The sequence below is a fragment of the Candidatus Sphingomonas colombiensis genome (assembly GCA_029202845.1).
GTDB lineage: Bacteria > Pseudomonadota > Alphaproteobacteria > Sphingomonadales > Sphingomonadaceae > Sphingomonas > Sphingomonas colombiensis.
In genome coordinates this window covers 2,028,693-2,045,369 of record CP119315.1, presented here as the reverse complement: position 1 = coordinate 2,045,369, position 16,677 = coordinate 2,028,693, and the positions used below count along the sequence as shown (strand labels likewise).

Genomic DNA, 16,677 nt, shown 5'->3' with positions numbered 1-16,677 from the left:
GATGAATGTTCCGCTCCGCCGGGCTGGTAAGCCCGCGCCATCCCGCCTAGTCAATCGTCCCAATGATTGGACAGGGGAGCCGTGCATGAAGCCGCTGGAAGGTATTCGCGTTGTGGAACTCGCGCGGATTCTCGCCGGCCCGTGGTGCGGACAGTTGCTCGCCGATCTCGGTGCGGAGGTGACGAAGGTCGAGCGCCCCGGCCCCGGCGACGACACTCGCCACTGGGGGCCACCGTTCCTTCATGACGCCGACGGCAATTCGCTCGACGCGGCTTATTACCATTCCACCAATCGCGGGAAGACCAGCGTCGCGATCGATATCGCCACCCCGGAAGGGCAAGCGGCGGTGAAGCGGCTGATCGCCGATGCCGATGTGGTGATCGAGAATTACAAGGTCGGCGGCCTCGTCAAATACGGTCTCGACGCGGCCACTTTGCGCGCCGCCAATCCGAAGCTGATCGTCTGCTCGATCACCGGCTTCGGGCAGACCGGGCCTTATGCCCATCGCGCGGGATATGACTTCATCATTCAGGGCATGGGCGGCATCATGTCGCTGACGGGCGAGCCGGACGGCGCGCCGCAAAAGACCGGCCTCGCCTATGCGGACATCTTCACCGGCGTCTATTCGGCGGTCGCCATCCTCGCCGCGTTGCGCCGCCGCGACATGAGCGGCGAAGGCGCGCATATCGACATGGCGCTGCTCGACACGCAGGTGGCGGTGCTGGCCAATCAGGCGCTCAACTGGATGGCGAGCGGCAAGGTGCCGCACCGCATGGGCAACGGCCACGCCAACCTCACCCCCTATCAGGCGTTCGCCTGCGCCGATGGCGAGCTGATCATCGCGGTGGGCAATGATTCGCAGTTCGCGAAGCTCTGCGCGGTGCTGAACCTCCCGCTGGCGGACGATCCGCGCTTCGCCACCAACCCCGCGCGGCTGGCGAACCGCGATGCGCTGATCCCGATCCTGACCCGCACCATCCTCGACTGGCACAAGGCGGAGCTAGCCGATGCGCTTGAAGCGGCCGGCGTACCGGCGGGACCGATCAACAATGTCGACGAAGTATTCGCCGACCCACAGGTGATCGCGCGCGGGATGCGATTGTCGCTCGATGGCCTGCCCGGCGTGGCCGGGCCGATCGTTATCGACGGGGAGCGAATGGTGGGGACCAAGGGCTCGCCGAGGCGCCCCGGGTAAGCGGACGCCGGACAGGCGTGAAATTATCGCGACTATTGGGTGGAAGGTGGAATGACGGATTAAGGGATCACGTCAGCACCTAACGATGGTGTGCTTCTGCCGCTCGGGCTGAGCGGTTTAGCGAGCCAAGGCGCCTCTTGATTGATCGGGGCGGCGAACAAGCCAGTATGTTGCTCCCGCAACGGCTCCACCCACGCCAAAAAGAAGTGTGTCGTAGACGATAGCGAAAAGCGCGAGTTTTCCGTGGAAGCCCACCCAGATGCAAGAAACAACCAATGGGGCGGTTACTACTGAACCATAGAACGCATATCTCGGCCATGTTGCAAGCTGTCTTCTAATAACTAAAAGCCAGAGCGGCGCGCCCACCATCAGACCAAAGAAATAGAAGATTAAACACAGCGCTACGAACATAGAGGATGGGTGTTCGAAGATACCCATTCCATGTTTTGGCCATAGCGAGACAACGACGGACTGGAATGCCGCGACTGGCATGGGCGCTATCAAGAACGCACATACTTTTCGAAACATTACCACTCCCGCTTCCCGCTCCGCATCAATCTAACGGCGGCTCTTGAAAAACGTCAAGCCAGTTAGAAACGGCTGCCACCCGCCGCTACACCCCCACCACTTCCCCAATCGACCGCAGCCCCTCGCGCCGCACGCGTTCCGCCAGCCCGCGCACGATGCGGCGCGCAATGCCCGGCCCTTCATACACCATCGCACTATAGAGCTGGACGAGGCTCGCCCCCGCGCGGATGCTCTCCCACGCATGGTCGGCGGTGGCGATGCCGCCGATCGCCACCAGCGGCAACTTGCCGCCCGTCGCCGTGCGGAAGTCGCGCAGCCGCTCCAGCGCCAGCAGCCGCAACGGCTCACCGGACAGGCCGCCCCCCTCCCCCGCATGCGTCGAGCGGAGCGGCGGCCGGGTAATCGTCGTGTTGCTCACCATCAGCGCGCCTAGCCGCCGGTCGAGTGCGGCGCGCGCGATCGCGTCCACATCGGCCGGCTGGAGATCGGGCGCGACCTTCAGGAACACCGGGACGGGCGTATCCGCGATCGCCGCCAGCACGCGATCGAGCAGATCATGGAGCGCCCCGACATCCTGCAACGCGCGCAACCCCGGCGTGTTCGGGCTGGAGATGTTGAGCGTGAGATAGCTCGCATAAGGCGCCATCAACCGCGCCATCGTCACATAATCGGCGATGCGATCGGCGGCATCCTTGTTCGCGCCGATATTGACGCCAACGATCCCCGGCCGCCCCGCGCGCGCCGCGAGCCGCTTCGCCGCCGCCTCTCCGCCCTTGCTGTTGAAGCCGAAGCGGTTGATCACCGCGCGATCCTCGGTCAGCCGGAACAGGCGCGGGCGCGGGTTGCCTGGTTGCGGCAACGGCGTGATCGTCCCCACCTCAGCAAAGCCGAAGCCGAGCGCGAGCAGCGCGTCCGCCACTTCCGCATCCTTGTCGAACCCCGCCGCCATGCCGAGCGGATTGGGAAAGCGCAGTCCGGCGACCTCCACCGCCAGCGCCTCGTCCACCCCCGGCGCGGCGATGCGCGGCATCAGGCGCAGCGCCGCGATCGTCAGCCGGTGCGCGTTTTCGGGATCGAGCTGGAAAATGGCGGGGCGGATCAGGTCGTAAGCGGTCGGCACGGGCGCTCCGGGGAAAAGGCGGTGGTTTCGCGCGCCGCTATCCCCGCAAATGCCCCGGCCGCGCAAGGGCGCTCCGGTTCGGGAGGCCCGACACATTTCACCCCGCCGACAATCGTTTCAATCCTGTAATATCTTCGAGACGATCGTTCCCGAAAGCGTGGTGACAACCGCAACCGGGGGTGCCGCGTGTTCCGATTTTCCATCCTGACCGCTACTTTGCTGCTCGGCGCATGCGCGACCGACCGCCCACCCCCACCGCATCACGGCGGGCCGCCCCGTCACGGCCCACAGGGCGAGGAACAGGCGCACTATCTGTTCATCAGCCCGATGGGCGAGCCGTTCCGCGTCGAGCATCCCGAAAAGGCGTGGTTCGCCGGGGCGGATACCAATCATGACGGCCGGATCGACCGCGCGGAATTCCGCGCCGACGCGATGCGCTTTTTCCATGTGCTCGATCGCAACGGCGATGGCGAGATCGCGCCCGATGAAATCGAATTCTACGAAACCGAGATGGTGCCCGAAATTCGCGTGCGCGATGCGGCGGGCCCCACGCACAGTGCCGCGCCATCGGGCGGGCACGGCGGCGGCGGCCATGGCGGCGGACGCGGCGGGGGAGGCCGTGGCGGCGGCGGATTTGGCGGCGGCGGACGAGGCGGCGGCGGCGGCGATAGTAGCGGGCAAAGCTCTGGCTCTTCATCGCAGGCCGCGCGCGAGCAGCTACAGGGCGCCGCCCGCTGGAGCTATATCGCGCTACCCGAGCCGGTGACGGCCGCCGACACCAATTTCAATCGCGGCGTCGACGCCAATGAATTCATGCAAGCCGCCGATCAGCGTTTCGCGTTGCTCGATCGCAATGGCGACGGCTTTCTAACGCCGGGCGAGCTGCCGGCGATCAACACGCGCGTTCGGGGCGGTTTCGGCGGCGGCAGGCGCGGTGGACACCACGGCGGCTCCTTCCATCGCCCCCCGCCGCAAGCTGACGGGCAAGATGATCGCGGATCGCCACAAGATTGAGTTGCGCGACACGCCCGCGCCAAGCATCCGTTCATCTTCGTTGCGTCATCACCGGGAAATCATGTTCACTTCATCTTCCGCCTCACGCCGCACGCTTCATTCTGCGCTCGCGCTTGTGCTCGCTGCACTCGCATCAACCTCCCCCGCCAGCGCGCAGGAGGCAAAGGAAGCTGCACACGCCCCGGCCGAAACGGATGTGACGGAACAGGAAGACGTGGTCGTCACGGGGCAGGCGCTGCCCGGCGCGGTGATCGGCAACATCCCCCCGGAAAACCAGCTGACGCCGGCCGATATCGCGGCTTACGGCGTGGATTCGGTCAGCGATCTGCTCGATCAGATTTCGGACCAGACCTCGAGCATTCAGGGGCGCGGCAGCAGCGGCCCGGTCGTGCTGGTCAACGGCAAGCGCATTTCCGGCATCAACGAAGTGGGCGACCTGCCGACCGAGGCGATCGCGCGGCTCGATATCCTGCCGGAGGAAGTCGCGCTGAAATACGGTTATAGCGCCACGCAGAAGGTGGTGAACATCATCCTGCGCCGCCGTTTCCACGCGCGCGTCGTCAGCGCGGGCGCGGGTGCGGCGACCGAAGGCGGCGGCGGCAACGTCAATGGCGAGTTCGGCCTCACCAAAATTCACGACAATCAGCGGCTGAACGTCGTGGCCCGCGCCAAGACGAGCGCGGCGCTGCTCGAAAGCCAGCGCGGCATCATCGCCGATCCGGCCGCGAGCGATCCCGCCAACCCATTCGCGAGCGACACCGATTTCCGCACGCTCCAGCCATCGACGCGCAACTATTCGCTCAACGGCACCTATGCCTATCAGATCTCGCCGAAGCTCACCGCGTCGCTGAACGGCACCGCAGGCTATCAGACCAGCCGTGGGCTCGTCGGCGGCGCGCCCCTCTCCGCCGCGCTCGACCCGGATGAGATTGCGGCGCTGCGGCAGGATAGCAATACGTTCACCGCGCATAGCGGCCTGACGCTGAACTACGATCTGTCGACGAACTGGAAGCTCTCCTTCACCGGCACCTACGATCACAGCGACGCGCGCAGCGACACCGATCGCTTCCAGAGCGCCAGCATCCGCGATCAGCATGCGATTGCGATCGGCAACACCGCCGGCGCGTCGTTGCTGGTGTCCGGCCCGTTATTCGCGCTGCCCGGCGGCAAAGTGCGCACATCGTTCCAGATCGGCGGGAACGCCAGCCAGTTGACCTCCACGACTGATCGGCTGGGCGCCTCCACCCTGTCGAGCGCGGTCACGCGCTCCACGGGCAATGCGCAGCTCAGCTTCGACATTCCGCTGACCAGCACCAAAACCGGCTTCCTGAGCGCGATCGGCACGCTGACGGCCAACGTAAACGGCGAACTCAACCAGCTTTCGGATTACGGCACGCTCGGCACATTCGGCTACGGTCTGAACTGGACGCCGCGCACCGGGATCAGCGTGATCGCCTCGGTCAACGAGGATCGCGTCGCGCCGACGTTGCAGCAGCTTGAGGCGCCGCTGCTCGTCGTGCCCAATGTGCGCATCTTCGACTATGTAACCGGCCAGACGGTGCAGGTGTCGCAGATCACCGGCGGCAATCCCAATCTGAAGGCCGATGATCGGCATGTGTTCAAGCTCGGCTTCTCGGTGAAGCCGGTGTCGAAGCTCGATCTGACGATCAACGCCAATTATCTCAACAGCCGGGTGAACAATCCGATCGGCAGCCTGACCGGCGCGAGCCTGTTCGCCCAGAACGCCTTTCCTGATCGCTTCATCCGCGATGAAAATGGCGAGCTTGAGAGCATCGACGCGCGGCCGCTGAACTTCGCGCGCGAGGAAAAGGAACAGCTTCGCTGGGGCGTCGTCTTCTCGAAGGTGCTGCGCGCCGCAACGCGCCCCACGCCGCCGCCGGGCGGATGGCCGCGCCGCAATCGCGAGGGCGGTCAATCCGGTCGGCCCGGTGCGGATGGCGCGACACCGCAGCAGCAGCAGCAACAACTGGAGGCCACGGGCGTGCAGGGCGCGCGCGGCGCGCCGGGCGACGTGGTGGTCAACGGTCAGCGCGGTGGTGGAGCTGATAACTCGCCACCCCCGCCCAACGACATGGGGCCGCCGCCGGAAGGCTTCGGCGGTCCCGGCGGAGCGGGAGGTGACGGCTTTGGCGGCCACGGCGGCCCGGGTGGCGGATTCGGCGGCCCGGGTGGCGGCGGGCGTGGCGGATTCGGCGGCGGGCGCGGTGGCTTCGGCGGCGGACGTGGCGGCGGTGGCAACGAGGCGCGGCTCCAGCTTTCGATCTGGCACACCTGGGCGATCCGCGACACGCTGGTGCTGCGCGATGGCTCGCAACCGCTCGATCTCCTCGCCGGCGACACGATCGGCGCGATCACCCAGCCGCGCCATCAGGTCTCGTTCAACGCCGGGGTTGTCGATAACGGCGTCGGCCTGCGACTGAGCGGAAACTGGAGCGCCGCCGCGACGACGCGGACCTCCGCCACCCCGGCGGTGGGCGATCTGCATTTCTCGTCGCTCGCGACATTCAACCTTCGCCTGTTTGCGAATATCCAGCAGCGCGTGCCGCATGAAAGCTGGGCGCGCGGCTTGCGGCTGTCGCTTGGCGTGAGCAATATCTTAAACAGCCGTCAACGCGTGACGGACGCGACCGGCGCGACGCCGCTCGCCTATCAGCCGGGCTATCTCGATCCGATGGGCCGGACGATCAGCCTGTCACTGCGCAAGATGTTCTAAAATCGTCGGACGCGGGATCCGATCCGTTCGAATCCCGCGTCGATATCGGATCCGCGCAAGCGGATCAGAACAGACGCGTCATCAGATAGAAAAGCGCGCCGATCGCCGCCGATGCGGGGATCGTGATGATCCATGCCACCACCACGTTGCTCGCCACGCCCCAGCGCACCGAGGATGCCCGACGCGCCGTGCCCGCGCCGACGATCGCGCCGGTGATGGTGTGGGTGGTGGACACCGGAATGCCCAGCACGGAGGCGCCGAACAGCACGATCGACCCGGCGAACGACGCGCTAAAGCCTTGATGCTGCGACAGCTTGGTGATCCGCGAGCCCATCGTCTCGATGATCTTCCACCCGCCCGTCACGGTGCCGAGCGCGATCGCGATATAACAGCTCACCGCCACCCAATGCGGCACCTCGAACGGCCCGGTCAGATAGCCGGTGGAATAAAGCAGGACCGTGATGATCCCCATCGTCTTCTGCGCGTCGTTTAGGCCGTGGCTCAGTGAATAAGCCGCCGACGAAAACAGGTGCATCACGCGGAACGAACGCTCCGCATGACCCGAGGTCGCGCGACGCAGCGCCCAGCTGCTGACGAGCATCACCAGCATCGCTAGCATCATGCCCAGCAGCGGCGACAGTACGATCGCGAGCAGCGTCTTGTTGAGCCCGACCCATTTCACCGCGGTCATGCCGCCATGCGTCACGCCGGCGCCGATCAGCCCGCCGACCAGCGCGTGGCTGCTCGATGACGGAATGCCGCGCAGCCAGGTGATGACATTCCACGACATCGCCCCGCCCAGCGCGCCGAAGATCACGGCCGGGGTGACCATATTCTTGTCGATCAGCCCCTTACCGATCGTCTCCGCCACCGCATGCAGGCTGGGGAAAGCGATCGTCAGAAAATATGCGGCGAAGTTGAAGAAGGCGGCGAACACCACCGCCCTCACCGGCGAGAGCAGCCGCGTCGCGACCACCGTGGCGATCGAGTTGGCGGCATCGTGCAGGCCGTTGAGATAATCGAACGCCAGCGCGACGAAGATCAGCCCGACGAGCAGCGGAAAGGCGAGCGAATGCATCGTCGAGATCAGGCGTGATCGATGACGATGCCGTCGATCTCGTCGGCGACATCCTCGAAAGCGTCGACGATCCTCTCCAGATGCTTGTAGAGTTCACGCTCGACGACGAACCGCAGCGTATCCTGCGTCCCGTAATTTTCCAGCGAGCGCTTGAGCCCGGCTGCATGGACCTCATCGGCATGCCCCTCGATCCGCACCAGCCGCTCGGTCAGTTCATGCAGGCGCGGTCCGTTGCGGGAAACGTCGCGCAGCAGTGGCATCGCCTCCGCCGCAACGCGGGCCGCATCTAGCACGATGCCCGCCATGTCGCGCATTTCCGGTGCGAACTCTGTCACCTGATACAGATCGATCGCATTCGCGGCCGCCTGCATCTCATCAATCGTGTCGTCCATCGCGCCGATCAGCGCGGTGATCGCGCCGCGATCGAACGGGGTGAGGAAGGTGACGCGCACCGTGGTCAGCACGTCACGCGTGATCTGATCAGCGTCATGCTCGCGCTCGATGATCTCGCGGATATGCTCGCGCGCCGAGGGGCCGCCCTGCAGCAGCCGCGCGGTCGCTTCCGCCCCGGCCAGGACGGTCGCGGCATGGGCTTCGAACAACTCGAAGAAATTGCCGGTCTTGGGCAGCAATCGCTGGAACCAGGCGAACATTGAGCGGACTCCGGAAATTGGTTGTTGGCTGGTCAGCAGTGATTGTCGGCGCACCGCCACCTCGAATTGCGAGGGAGCGAAGGATCGGATCAGTTCGCGCAAATCGGGTTCGTCGACGGCATGCGCCGCGTCGGCGAGTGAGAACCAGCGGCGCTCGCGCTCCGCCTGCTCCTTCCACGTCGGTAGCTCGGTGGTCACCGCCAGCGGGAACAGCACGACATCCGCCATCAGCGACGCGCCGCTGCTGCGCCGCTTGCGATAGCGATAGGTGCCGAGCGGGACCGGGCACAGCGCACCGCACACGCCGGCTTCCTCCTCCGCTTCCTGCTCGGCGGCAGAATGCGGCGTGGCGCCGGGGCCGATATTGCCCTTGGGCACGACCCAACGCCCCGTCCCCCGCGAGGTTACGAGCAGAACCTGGATTTCGCTGTCGCGCGACGATCCGTCGATACGATAGGGAAGCGCGGCGATCTGGCGAATGACCTGTCTCTTCTGACTGATTCGAGCCGCCCATATCCGGCCAAGCGAAGAATGTCATCGCCAAGCAGCAACGGCAAGGCCACCAGATCACGATGACCCGCCGGTTCGGACAGCCCCGCCGCCACGATCATCACATCGCGCACGGCGGAAATCGGCCCCTTCCTGCTCAGGCGCCCGGCGTTTCCTTGGGTATCAGCGCATCGTCGATCGCGCGCGCGCGCACCGCGGCTTCCCGCGCCATGATTCGCCCGACATAATTTTCGAACACATCGTTTTTGGGCAAGGAGCCGAACTGCATGCCCCAGCCGATATGGCTGCCGACATAAACGTCCGCCGCCGTGAAGCGATCGCCGGCGATATAGGGATGCGCGCGCACCGCCTTCTCCAACACCTCAACGACGCGATCGAGCGACCCGTAGCCCGCCATGGTCTGCTGACGTGCATCGGGCTCGACACCGAGCGAGCGGTTGGTCGTCGCCGCCTCGACCGGGCCTGCGGCGAAGAACATCCAGCGATAATAATCGGCGCGCTCGTCTGCAGTAGGCGCGAGCCCGGCCTGCGGAAAGGCTTCCGCGAGATAGGCGATGATCGCCGCGCCTTCAGTCACGACGCGTCCCTTGTGGACGATCGCCGGCACCTTCCCCATCGGATTGATCGCGAGATATTCAGGCGCCTTCATCGTATCGCCATAACCGAGCAACACCGTTTCATACGGCGCACCAACCTCTTCGAGCATCCAGCGCGCGATCCGCCCGCGCGACATCGGATTGGTATAGAAGATCAGATCGCTCACCATCGCCTCCTATCGATTCTCATCAGAACAAAGAAGGAACATTTCAACGGTCAGCCGTCAAGGAATTTGTGGAAGAACGCGATCGTCCGTCCCCATGCCAGTTCCGCCGCTGCCTTGTCGTATCGCTCGGCGGAAGTGTCGTTGTTGAAGGCATGATCGACCCCCGGATAGGTAAACGCCTCCACCGATTTCCCGGCCGCCTTCAGCGCGGCCACCCATGGCTCCCCGGTTTGCGCGACGCGACTATCCTTGCCGGCATAATGAAGCATCATCGGCGCCTGCACCTTCGCCGCCTGGTCGGGCGATGGCGCGGGGCCGTAATAGGCGACCGCCGCATCGATCGCACCGCCACCGGAAACCGCCAGCCGGTCAACCAGCGCGCCGCCCCAGCAGAAACCGACCATGCCGCCCTTCCCGCTCGTCTCCGGCCCGCTCTTCGCCGCCGCGAGGATCGCGAGGCCCTGTGCGATGATCACGTCATAATCGACCTTGCCGATCATATCGCGCGCCTTGTCCTCATCGGCTGGCGTGCCGCCCCATGGCGCGAGGAAATCGGGCGCCACCGCGCGGAACCCGGCGAGCGCGACGCGGCGGGCGACATCGCGGATATGATCGTTGAGCCCGCGATTCTCGTGGATCACCATCACCGTGCCGAGCTTGCGCCCGCCGGCCTTGGGCCGGGCGAGATAGGCGGTCGACGGCTTTCCCGCGACGGTCGAGTTGACCGTGCGCGTCAACAGCCGCGCATCATCCGGCGGGGTGATCGAAGCGGCCGCGGGCGATGCGCCGATCGCCGCGATCAGCGCCTCCGCGACAACGGCGGAGCCGGCCAGCGCGGTCATCTCGCGCAGCAGCGTCCGCCGGTCACGATGTTCATGGGTGAAAGCGTCATACAGCCGCACGGCGCGGTCGCGTAGCGTGGGATCGGTCATGCAGCCTCCGATTCGCCCCCCGGCGATCGGCGGATCATAGCCACGCGGGGGCGAAGTGAAAGCCGCGCGTCAGGCGCGGGCGTACCACCATATGCCGTCGCGCACCTCCCGAACCGCCCGCCCCTCTACTTCCAGCCGACGCAGGTGGGCCAGCGCCTCGCCGGTCGCCATGCCGACCACCTCGGGCCCGATCGGGCGACGGAACAAGGTGGTAAAGCAATCGACCGCACGGATCGGCCCGGCCGCCATCCGGTCGACCAGCGCATCGAGGCGGTCGCGATGCTCATGGTCCAGCGCGTCCAGCCGGGCGTGGAGGCCGTAGAACGGATCGCCATGCCCCGGCAGCACGAGCAGGTCCTCGGGCAATTGGCGGAACTTGGCGATCGAATCGAGCCAGTCGCCCAGCGGGTCTTCATTGCTCTGGCTGACATGCAGCGAGACGTTGGAACTGATCTTGGGCAGCACCTGATCGCCCGAGATCAGGATGCGGCGATCGTAATCGACGAGACAGGCATGTTCGGGGCTGTGCCCATTGCCGGTGACGACGCTCCAATCCGCCCCGCCGATGCGCAGCACCTCGCCATCACGGATGCGCGTGTAGGTCAGCGGCAAGCGCGAGATCATCTTGGCGAAATTCGACCAGCCGGAGCTCATGCCGCGCGCGATCTGCTCCTCGTCCCACCCTGCACCACGCCAGTGATCGAGCTGCTCGCGCGGCACTTCCGGCCGGCCGTCCGCTGCCAGCATTCGCGCCATCAGCCATTCGGTGCGCGTCATTACAACGGGCGCGTCGTCGAACCGACGCGAGAGCCAGCCGGCGAGCCCGATATGATCGGGGTGCAGATGGGTGCCAAGGATGCGGCTGATCCGCGAGCCGTTGAGCGGGCCGTCGAGGATCGTGTTCCATGCCTCGGTCGATCGCGGCGAGGCGGTGCCGGTGTCGATCGCCATCGCTGCGTGATCGCCATCGTCGAGGATCAGGCCGTTGACGTGCTTGAGCGGGCCGGTCATCGGCACGCGCCACCAGCGGATGCCCTCCGCCAGCGTGAGCAATTCGCCCGGCTGCGGCCCACGCTCGCCAAAGGGAAAGGTGAGACCCGCGTGGCTGGTGGGGGTAAGCCCCTCGTCGCCGATCAGGGTACGCTGGATATTTGCTGCCATCGCGAACGACGGTGCCACCGCCGCGTGCATAACTCAAGCGATCGGCTTAACTTCTCGCGCGGCGAACCGCAGCACGAGCAGAGCGCCGACGAAGGGGAGCAGCGCGCCGCCAATTTGCATCCACAACGGGTGCGGGATTTGCTGGAAGGAGATGATCGCGCCGATCAGAATGCCCACGGCCACCAGCCACGGCACGATGCGCCAGCGCGACACGGCTAGCCCGGCCCACCCGCCCGCTACCGCGCCGGTGAACCATGCGACGACGACCATCATCTTGGTGCCGAGCGGAATCGCCGCCACCGCACGCGCGATAGAGGCGGCGTCGCTCATGTCGATTCCGGGCGGCGGCGGAAATAGAGCGCGGCCGAGCAGCTCGACCAGCGTGATCGCCACCATCGAAACGACGATGCCGACCACCAGACCGATCAATTTGCGCATCGCAGCCTCCCGCGCAGCCGAACCGCGCGGGAGCTATCACAATGCGACCGAAACGGCCAGATCAGCGGCGAAACGGATCCTCGAAGCCACCACCGCCAGCGGCCTCATCACCGGCGGACTCGGCATCGCGCGCCGCCTGAAGGCGCTCGGCGCGAAGCTGTTCGATCAGCGCTTCGCGATCGCCTTCGAGCCGGTGGTCGGTCGGGGCCTGTTCGACGCCCGATGCCTTCGCCGCTTTGGACACGGCAGCGTCAAGCTCGCGCTGCGTGGTGAGGCCGAGCGTCACCGGATCCTTCGGCACGATATTGGCGATGTTCCAGTGCGAGCGCTCGCGGATCGCGGCGATCGTGGTGCGCGTCGTGCCGATCAGCGTGGAGATGGTGCCGTCGGTGATCTCGGGGTGATTGCGGATGATCCAGGCGATGCCGTCCGGCTTGTCCTGCCGCTTCGAAACCGGCGTGTAGCGCGGCCCCTTGGTGCGGCGGACCTGCTCCGGACCCTTGGTCATCTGAAGGCGATAATCGGGGTTTGCCTGCCCCTTTTCGATCTGCTCCATCGTCAGTTCGTGCGCACGCACCGGATCGCGGCCGGTCAGCTTGGTAGCGGCGGTATCGTCCGCGATCGCCTGCACCTCAAGGATGTGGAGGCCGCAGAAATCGGCGATCTGCTCGAAGCTGAGCGCAGTATTATCGACCAGCCATGAAGCGGTCGCATGGGGCATGAGCGGCTGGGCCACGACGAAAACTCCATCGGAAACAAATAGGGCCGCCCCTTACCGGAGCGGCCGCGTCACTTTTGCCGACTTAGTGCGCTGGAGGCGGGAGAGCAAGCCATCAGGCCGCGCGTGCGATCGGAACAGGCGCCAGCGCGGCAAGAAACTGCGTCGCGCTGGCCCGCCAGGTGAAATGCGCGCCCAATTCCGCGCAGCGCCGGGGATCGAGCGCCAGCGCCCGATCGATCGCCGCCGCGAGATCCTCGTCCATCGCCCCGCTCTCGTGCGTCAGCACGTCGATCGGCCCGGTAACGGGATAAGCCGCGACGGGGGTGCCACATGCCAGCGCCTCGATCATCACCAGCCCGAACGTATCGGTGCGGCTGGGGAAGACCAGCACGTCCGCTGTGCGATAGAGCGCCGCCAGCGCCTCGCCGAACCGGCTGCCGAGAAAATGCGCCTGCGGGAAACGTGCTTCCAGTGCCGCGCGCGCCGGGCCGTCGCCCACCACGATTTTGCTGCCGGGATGGTCGGTCGAAAGAAAGGCGGCGACATTCTTTTCCACCGCGACCCGCCCGACATAGAGCATGATCGGCTTTGGCAACTTCGCGATCATCGCGTCGAGCGGGCCGGTCGCGCTGAACTCCGCCGACACGCCCCGCCCCCAGCGGCGGGCGTGAGGCAGGCCATGCGCCGCCAACGTCGCCTCGATCGTCGGGGTGGAGGCGAGGATGCCCTGCGCCGGGGCATGAAACCAGCGGATATAGCGCCACACGAATTCCGGGTTCACCCCGGTGCGCGCCGCGATATAGTCCGGGAATTGCGTGTGATAGGCTGTGGTGAACGGCCGCCCGCGCGCCACGCACCAGCGCCGCGCGGCGACGCCCAGCGGCCCTTCGGTGGCGATATGCACCGCCTCAGCCGCGAACGCCGCGATCCGATCGCCCACCGCGCGCACCCCGGCCAGCGCCAGCCGTATCTCGGGATAGGTCGGGCATGGCAGCGACCGGAACGTGTCCGGCGCGATCACCAGCACCTGATGCCCCATCGCGCGCAACTCGCCGATCACCGCCTCAAGCGAGCGGACAACGCCATTGACCTGAGGCGCCCAGGCGTCCGTGACGATCGCGATGCGCACGTCAGGCCGCCAGCGCGACGACGGTATCGGGCGCGCGACGCGCGATCTCGTCGGCCCAGTGGAGCAATTCCATCCGCCCGTCGAAATGCTCGACCAGCGCGGCGCAGCCCTCCACCCAATCGCCATCGTTATAATATTCCACGCCGGCGATTTCGCGGATTTCGGCGGTATGGATATGCCCGCATACCACGCCTTCCACGCCGCGCGAGCCGGCGGCATGCGCCACGACCTCCTCGAAGTGCGAGATGAAGGCGACAGCGTTTTTCACCTTCGCCTTGGCATGTTTCGACAGCGACCAATAAGGCATGCCGAACCGGCGGCGGAAGGCGTTGACCCAGCGGTTCAGCGCCATCAGCACATGATAGGCCACGTCCCCGGCATGGGCGAGCCAGCGGTGCGCCAGCGTGATCGCGTCGAACTCGTCGCCATGAAGCACCAGCAGGCGGCGCCCGTCCGCCGTTTCGTGGATCGCCTTGCGCCGGATCGCGATGCCGCCGAAATCGAGGCCCGAGAACTGGCGAAACACCTCGTCGTGATTGCCGGGGATATAGATCATCCGCGTGCCCCGCCGCGCTCGCTTCAGCAGCCGCCACACCACGTCGTTGTGCGCGGCGGGCCAGTAGAATTTCTTTTTCAGGCGCCAGCCATCGATCATGTCGCCGACAAGGTACATCGTGTCGCTGTCGACGTGATCGAGGAAGTCGATCAGCATCCCCGCGTTGCAACCCCGCGTGCCGAGATGGACGTCGCTGATCCAGATCGTGCGGTAACGCCGTCGCGCCCCCTCAGGCTCGGGGTGATATGGGCGGCTGTTGGCGAAATCGGTGAAATCGGCAATGTCACCGGCAATCGCGGCGATCGGTAGAACGGTCGTCGGCATGGGCGGCCCTCCCTGCCGCCGCCATGCCCGATACGTGTTACGCGTGTGTCACGCCGCAATGACGGTTTGAAGAAAGCTCAGCCGTGCATCGCGATATGGCGCGGCAAAGCCGCCACGCGCGCCAGCCACGCCTCGATCGCCGGATAACGCGCGAAATCGAACCCGCCCTCGCCGGCTACATGGGTGTAGGCATAAAGCGCGATATCGGCGAGCGTGAAGCGCCCGGCGGCGAACCATTCGGCGCGTTCGAGATGTTCGTCCATCAGCTTCAGCGCGTCATGCCCCGCCGCCTCCTTCGCCGGCAGCGCCGCGCGCTGCGCCTCCGTCAGGTTCTCGGTGCCGACGAAAGCGCGCCAGAATCGCAGCGTCGCGACGTTCGGCTCGTGGTTATATTGCTCCCAGAACATCCAGCGCAGCATGTCGGCATGATCGAAACGATCGACCGGGATCAGCGGCGAGCCATGTGCGAGATAAATGCACGCCGCGCCGCTTTCCGGCAAATAGTCGTCGCCGACCTGAAGCACCGGGATGCGCCCGTTTGGGCTGACCTCCGACAGGAAGGCCGCAGTGCGCGTCTCACCGCGCATGATGTCATACCCGCGCCGCTCGATCGGGATGCCGAGGTGCGCCGCCGTCAGGCGGATCTTGTAGCAATTTCCGGACGGGGCATATTCGTGGAGGATCAGCGCGCTCATCGCGAAAATGTGCCGCTTCCGCCGCCGGCGCGCAAATAAAAGCGACGGCGGCGTTGAAAAGCGGCGCTTATGCCGGTCACCCCATTGTCAGCACGATTTTGCCGACATGCTCGCCCGCCTCCATCCGGCGATGCGCTTCGGCTGCCTCGGCCAGCGGATAGGTGCGGTCGATCACCGGGCGCAATCGCCCCGCCTCGACATAAGGCCACACGATCCGTCGCAATTCCTCCGCCACCAATGTCTTGAAGCCGTTGTCACGCGGGCGCAGCGTCGATCCGGTCAGCGTCAGGCGGCGGCGCATGATATCGAAGATCGGGATCGTCGCCATCGCGCCGCCCTGCACCGCGATCGACACATGCCGCCCGTCCTCGGCGAGGCATTTCAGGTTGCGTGGCACGTAATCTCCACCAACCATGTCGAGCACCGCCGCGACGCCCTTGCCGCCGGTGATTTCCGCCACCCGCGCGACGAAATCCTCGCTGCGATAATTGATCGCATGGTCCGCGCCGAGCCGCTTCGCGGCCGCGACCTTGTCGTCCGAGCCGGCGGTGACGATGATCTCAAGCCCGAAGATATTGGCGAGTGCGATCGCCATCGTGCCGATCCCGCTCGTCCCGCCATGGACCAGCACAGTATCGCCCTCCACGGCAAAGGCGCGCTCGAACAGGTTGGTCCACACGGTGAACAACGTCTCGGGGATCGCCGCCGCCTCGATCATCGTTACCACTTCGGGCACGGGCAGGCACTGGCCGGCAGGCGCGACGGCATATTCGGCATAGGCCCCGCCAGCGACGAGCGCGCAGACCTTCCGCCCGATCATCCCTGCGTCCACGCCCGCGCCCACCGCCGCGACCACGCCGGACAATTCCAGCCCCAGGATCGATGGCGCGCCGGGCGGCGGCGGATAGGCGCCCTTCCGCTGGATGACATCCGGCCGGTTCACCCCGGCAGCGGCAACGCGGATCAACACCTCGCCCGCGTCCGGCTGTGGGACAGGGCGTGCGACGGGAACCAGCACCTCCGGATCGCCAGGCGATTCTGGATCGATCGCCATCATCGTCACCGGAAGGTCGGTCATCGGCTTCAGCCCCCTTTTCACCGCGAAACTCGGGTCGCAAATCCCACC

Annotated in this window: 16 protein-coding genes; 3 read left to right on the top strand and 13 right to left on the bottom strand. The window is 66.0% G+C overall.

Going from position 1 to position 16,677, the window contains the following annotated elements; genetic code table 11:
• The first annotated feature begins 85 nt into the window (after nt 1–85).
• Nucleotides 86–1,195 (top strand): CaiB/BaiF CoA-transferase family protein, encoded by a 1,110-nt coding sequence (locus tag P0Y64_09830; GenBank protein WEK41719.1) that lies wholly within the window; start codon nt 86–88, stop codon nt 1,193–1,195.
• Between the two features lie 117 nt (nt 1,196–1,312).
• Here P0Y64_09830 and P0Y64_09825 read toward each other — a convergent pair whose 3' ends face one another.
• Together P0Y64_09825 and P0Y64_09820 are read right to left on the bottom strand one after the other, a co-directional pair.
• Entirely contained in the window at nt 1,313–1,633 is a 321-nt protein-coding gene (locus P0Y64_09825; protein WEK41718.1) for a hypothetical protein, read from the bottom strand.
• 175 nt (nt 1,634–1,808) lie between these two features.
• Nucleotides 1,809–2,843: a quinone-dependent dihydroorotate dehydrogenase gene (locus tag P0Y64_09820; GenBank protein ID WEK41717.1), complete on the bottom strand. Its 1,035-nt coding sequence runs from the start codon at nt 2,841–2,843 to the stop codon at nt 1,809–1,811.
• Between the two features lie 186 nt (nt 2,844–3,029).
• Between P0Y64_09820 and P0Y64_09815 the strand changes: the two genes are divergently transcribed.
• Together P0Y64_09815 and P0Y64_09810 are read left to right on the top strand one after the other, a co-directional pair.
• The gene (locus P0Y64_09815) at nt 3,030–3,857 is read left to right on the top strand and encodes an EF-hand domain-containing protein (protein WEK41716.1); all 828 of its coding nucleotides are present in this window, start codon (nt 3,030–3,032) and stop codon (nt 3,855–3,857) included.
• 61 nt (nt 3,858–3,918) lie between these two features.
• Entirely contained in the window at nt 3,919–6,591 is a 2,673-nt protein-coding gene (locus tag P0Y64_09810; protein ID WEK41715.1) for a TonB-dependent receptor, read from the top strand.
• A 64-nt stretch (nt 6,592–6,655) separates the two neighbouring features.
• Here the strand turns inward: P0Y64_09810 and P0Y64_09805 are convergent, their stop codons facing one another.
• The 11 genes from P0Y64_09805 to P0Y64_09755 all read right to left on the bottom strand — a co-directional run bounded on the left by P0Y64_09805 (nt 6,656) and on the right by P0Y64_09755 (nt 16,629).
• On the bottom strand, nt 6,656–7,669 hold the full coding sequence (locus P0Y64_09805; protein ID WEK41714.1) for an inorganic phosphate transporter: 1,014 nt from the start codon (nt 7,667–7,669) through the stop codon (nt 6,656–6,658).
• Between the two features lie 8 nt (nt 7,670–7,677).
• Nucleotides 7,678–8,802 carry a DUF47 family protein gene (locus tag P0Y64_09800; protein ID WEK45027.1) on the bottom strand — a complete coding sequence of 375 codons (1,125 nt, stop codon included), beginning with the start codon at nt 8,800–8,802 and terminating at the stop codon, nt 7,678–7,680.
• A gap of 166 nt (nt 8,803–8,968) precedes the next feature.
• Entirely contained in the window at nt 8,969–9,598 is a 630-nt protein-coding gene (locus P0Y64_09795; protein WEK41713.1) for a glutathione S-transferase family protein, read from the bottom strand.
• A 47-nt stretch (nt 9,599–9,645) separates the two neighbouring features.
• A complete protein-coding gene (locus P0Y64_09790; GenBank protein ID WEK41712.1) occupies nt 9,646–10,527 on the bottom strand; it encodes a dienelactone hydrolase family protein in 882 nt (293 codons plus the stop codon).
• Between the two features lie 69 nt (nt 10,528–10,596).
• Entirely contained in the window at nt 10,597–11,688 is a 1,092-nt protein-coding gene (locus P0Y64_09785) for an MBL fold metallo-hydrolase (GenBank protein ID WEK41711.1), read from the bottom strand.
• Between the two features lie 33 nt (nt 11,689–11,721).
• Nucleotides 11,722–12,126, bottom strand: coding sequence for a hypothetical protein (locus P0Y64_09780; GenBank protein WEK41710.1), 405 nt, complete (start codon nt 12,124–12,126; stop codon nt 11,722–11,724).
• 61 nt (nt 12,127–12,187) lie between these two features.
• Nucleotides 12,188–12,862: a DUF1013 domain-containing protein gene (locus tag P0Y64_09775; protein ID WEK41709.1), complete on the bottom strand. Its 675-nt coding sequence runs from the start codon at nt 12,860–12,862 to the stop codon at nt 12,188–12,190.
• Between the two features lie 97 nt (nt 12,863–12,959).
• Nucleotides 12,960–13,976 carry a glycosyltransferase family 1 protein gene (locus P0Y64_09770; GenBank protein WEK41708.1) on the bottom strand — a complete coding sequence of 339 codons (1,017 nt, stop codon included), beginning with the start codon at nt 13,974–13,976 and terminating at the stop codon, nt 12,960–12,962.
• A gap of 1 nt (nt 13,977) precedes the next feature.
• Nucleotides 13,978–14,856, bottom strand: coding sequence for a UDP-2,3-diacylglucosamine diphosphatase (locus P0Y64_09765; GenBank protein WEK41707.1), 879 nt, complete (start codon nt 14,854–14,856; stop codon nt 13,978–13,980).
• A gap of 77 nt (nt 14,857–14,933) precedes the next feature.
• Nucleotides 14,934–15,551: a glutathione S-transferase family protein gene (locus P0Y64_09760; GenBank protein ID WEK41706.1), complete on the bottom strand. Its 618-nt coding sequence runs from the start codon at nt 15,549–15,551 to the stop codon at nt 14,934–14,936.
• A gap of 76 nt (nt 15,552–15,627) precedes the next feature.
• Nucleotides 15,628–16,629 (bottom strand): NAD(P)H-quinone oxidoreductase, encoded by a 1,002-nt coding sequence (locus tag P0Y64_09755; GenBank protein WEK41705.1) that lies wholly within the window; start codon nt 16,627–16,629, stop codon nt 15,628–15,630.
• Nucleotides 16,630–16,677: the final 48 nt, after the last annotated feature.

Bases quoted from the DNA above. Each gene is read 5' to 3' on its own strand.
- P0Y64_09830 (WEK41719.1), top strand. From the start codon at position 86: ATGAAGCCGCTGGAAGGTATTCGCGTTGTGGAACTCGCGCGGATTCTC.
- P0Y64_09785 (WEK41711.1), bottom strand. From the start codon at position 11,688: ATGGCAGCAAATATCCAGCGTACCCTGATCGGCGACGAGGGGCTTACC.
- P0Y64_09790 (WEK41712.1), bottom strand. From the start codon at position 10,527: ATGACCGATCCCACGCTACGCGACCGCGCCGTGCGGCTGTATGACGCT.
- P0Y64_09760 (WEK41706.1), bottom strand. From the start codon at position 15,551: ATGAGCGCGCTGATCCTCCACGAATATGCCCCGTCCGGAAATTGCTAC.
- P0Y64_09825 (WEK41718.1), bottom strand. From the start codon at position 1,633: ATGGGTATCTTCGAACACCCATCCTCTATGTTCGTAGCGCTGTGTTTA.
- P0Y64_09780 (WEK41710.1), bottom strand. From the start codon at position 12,126: ATGCGCAAATTGATCGGTCTGGTGGTCGGCATCGTCGTTTCGATGGTG.
- P0Y64_09765 (WEK41707.1), bottom strand. From the start codon at position 14,856: ATGCCGACGACCGTTCTACCGATCGCCGCGATTGCCGGTGACATTGCC.
- P0Y64_09755 (WEK41705.1), bottom strand. From the start codon at position 16,629: ATGACCGACCTTCCGGTGACGATGATGGCGATCGATCCAGAATCGCCT.
- P0Y64_09795 (WEK41713.1), bottom strand. From the start codon at position 9,598: ATGGTGAGCGATCTGATCTTCTATACCAATCCGATGTCGCGCGGGCGG.
- P0Y64_09810 (WEK41715.1), top strand. From the start codon at position 3,919: ATGTTCACTTCATCTTCCGCCTCACGCCGCACGCTTCATTCTGCGCTC.
- P0Y64_09805 (WEK41714.1), bottom strand. From the start codon at position 7,669: ATGCATTCGCTCGCCTTTCCGCTGCTCGTCGGGCTGATCTTCGTCGCG.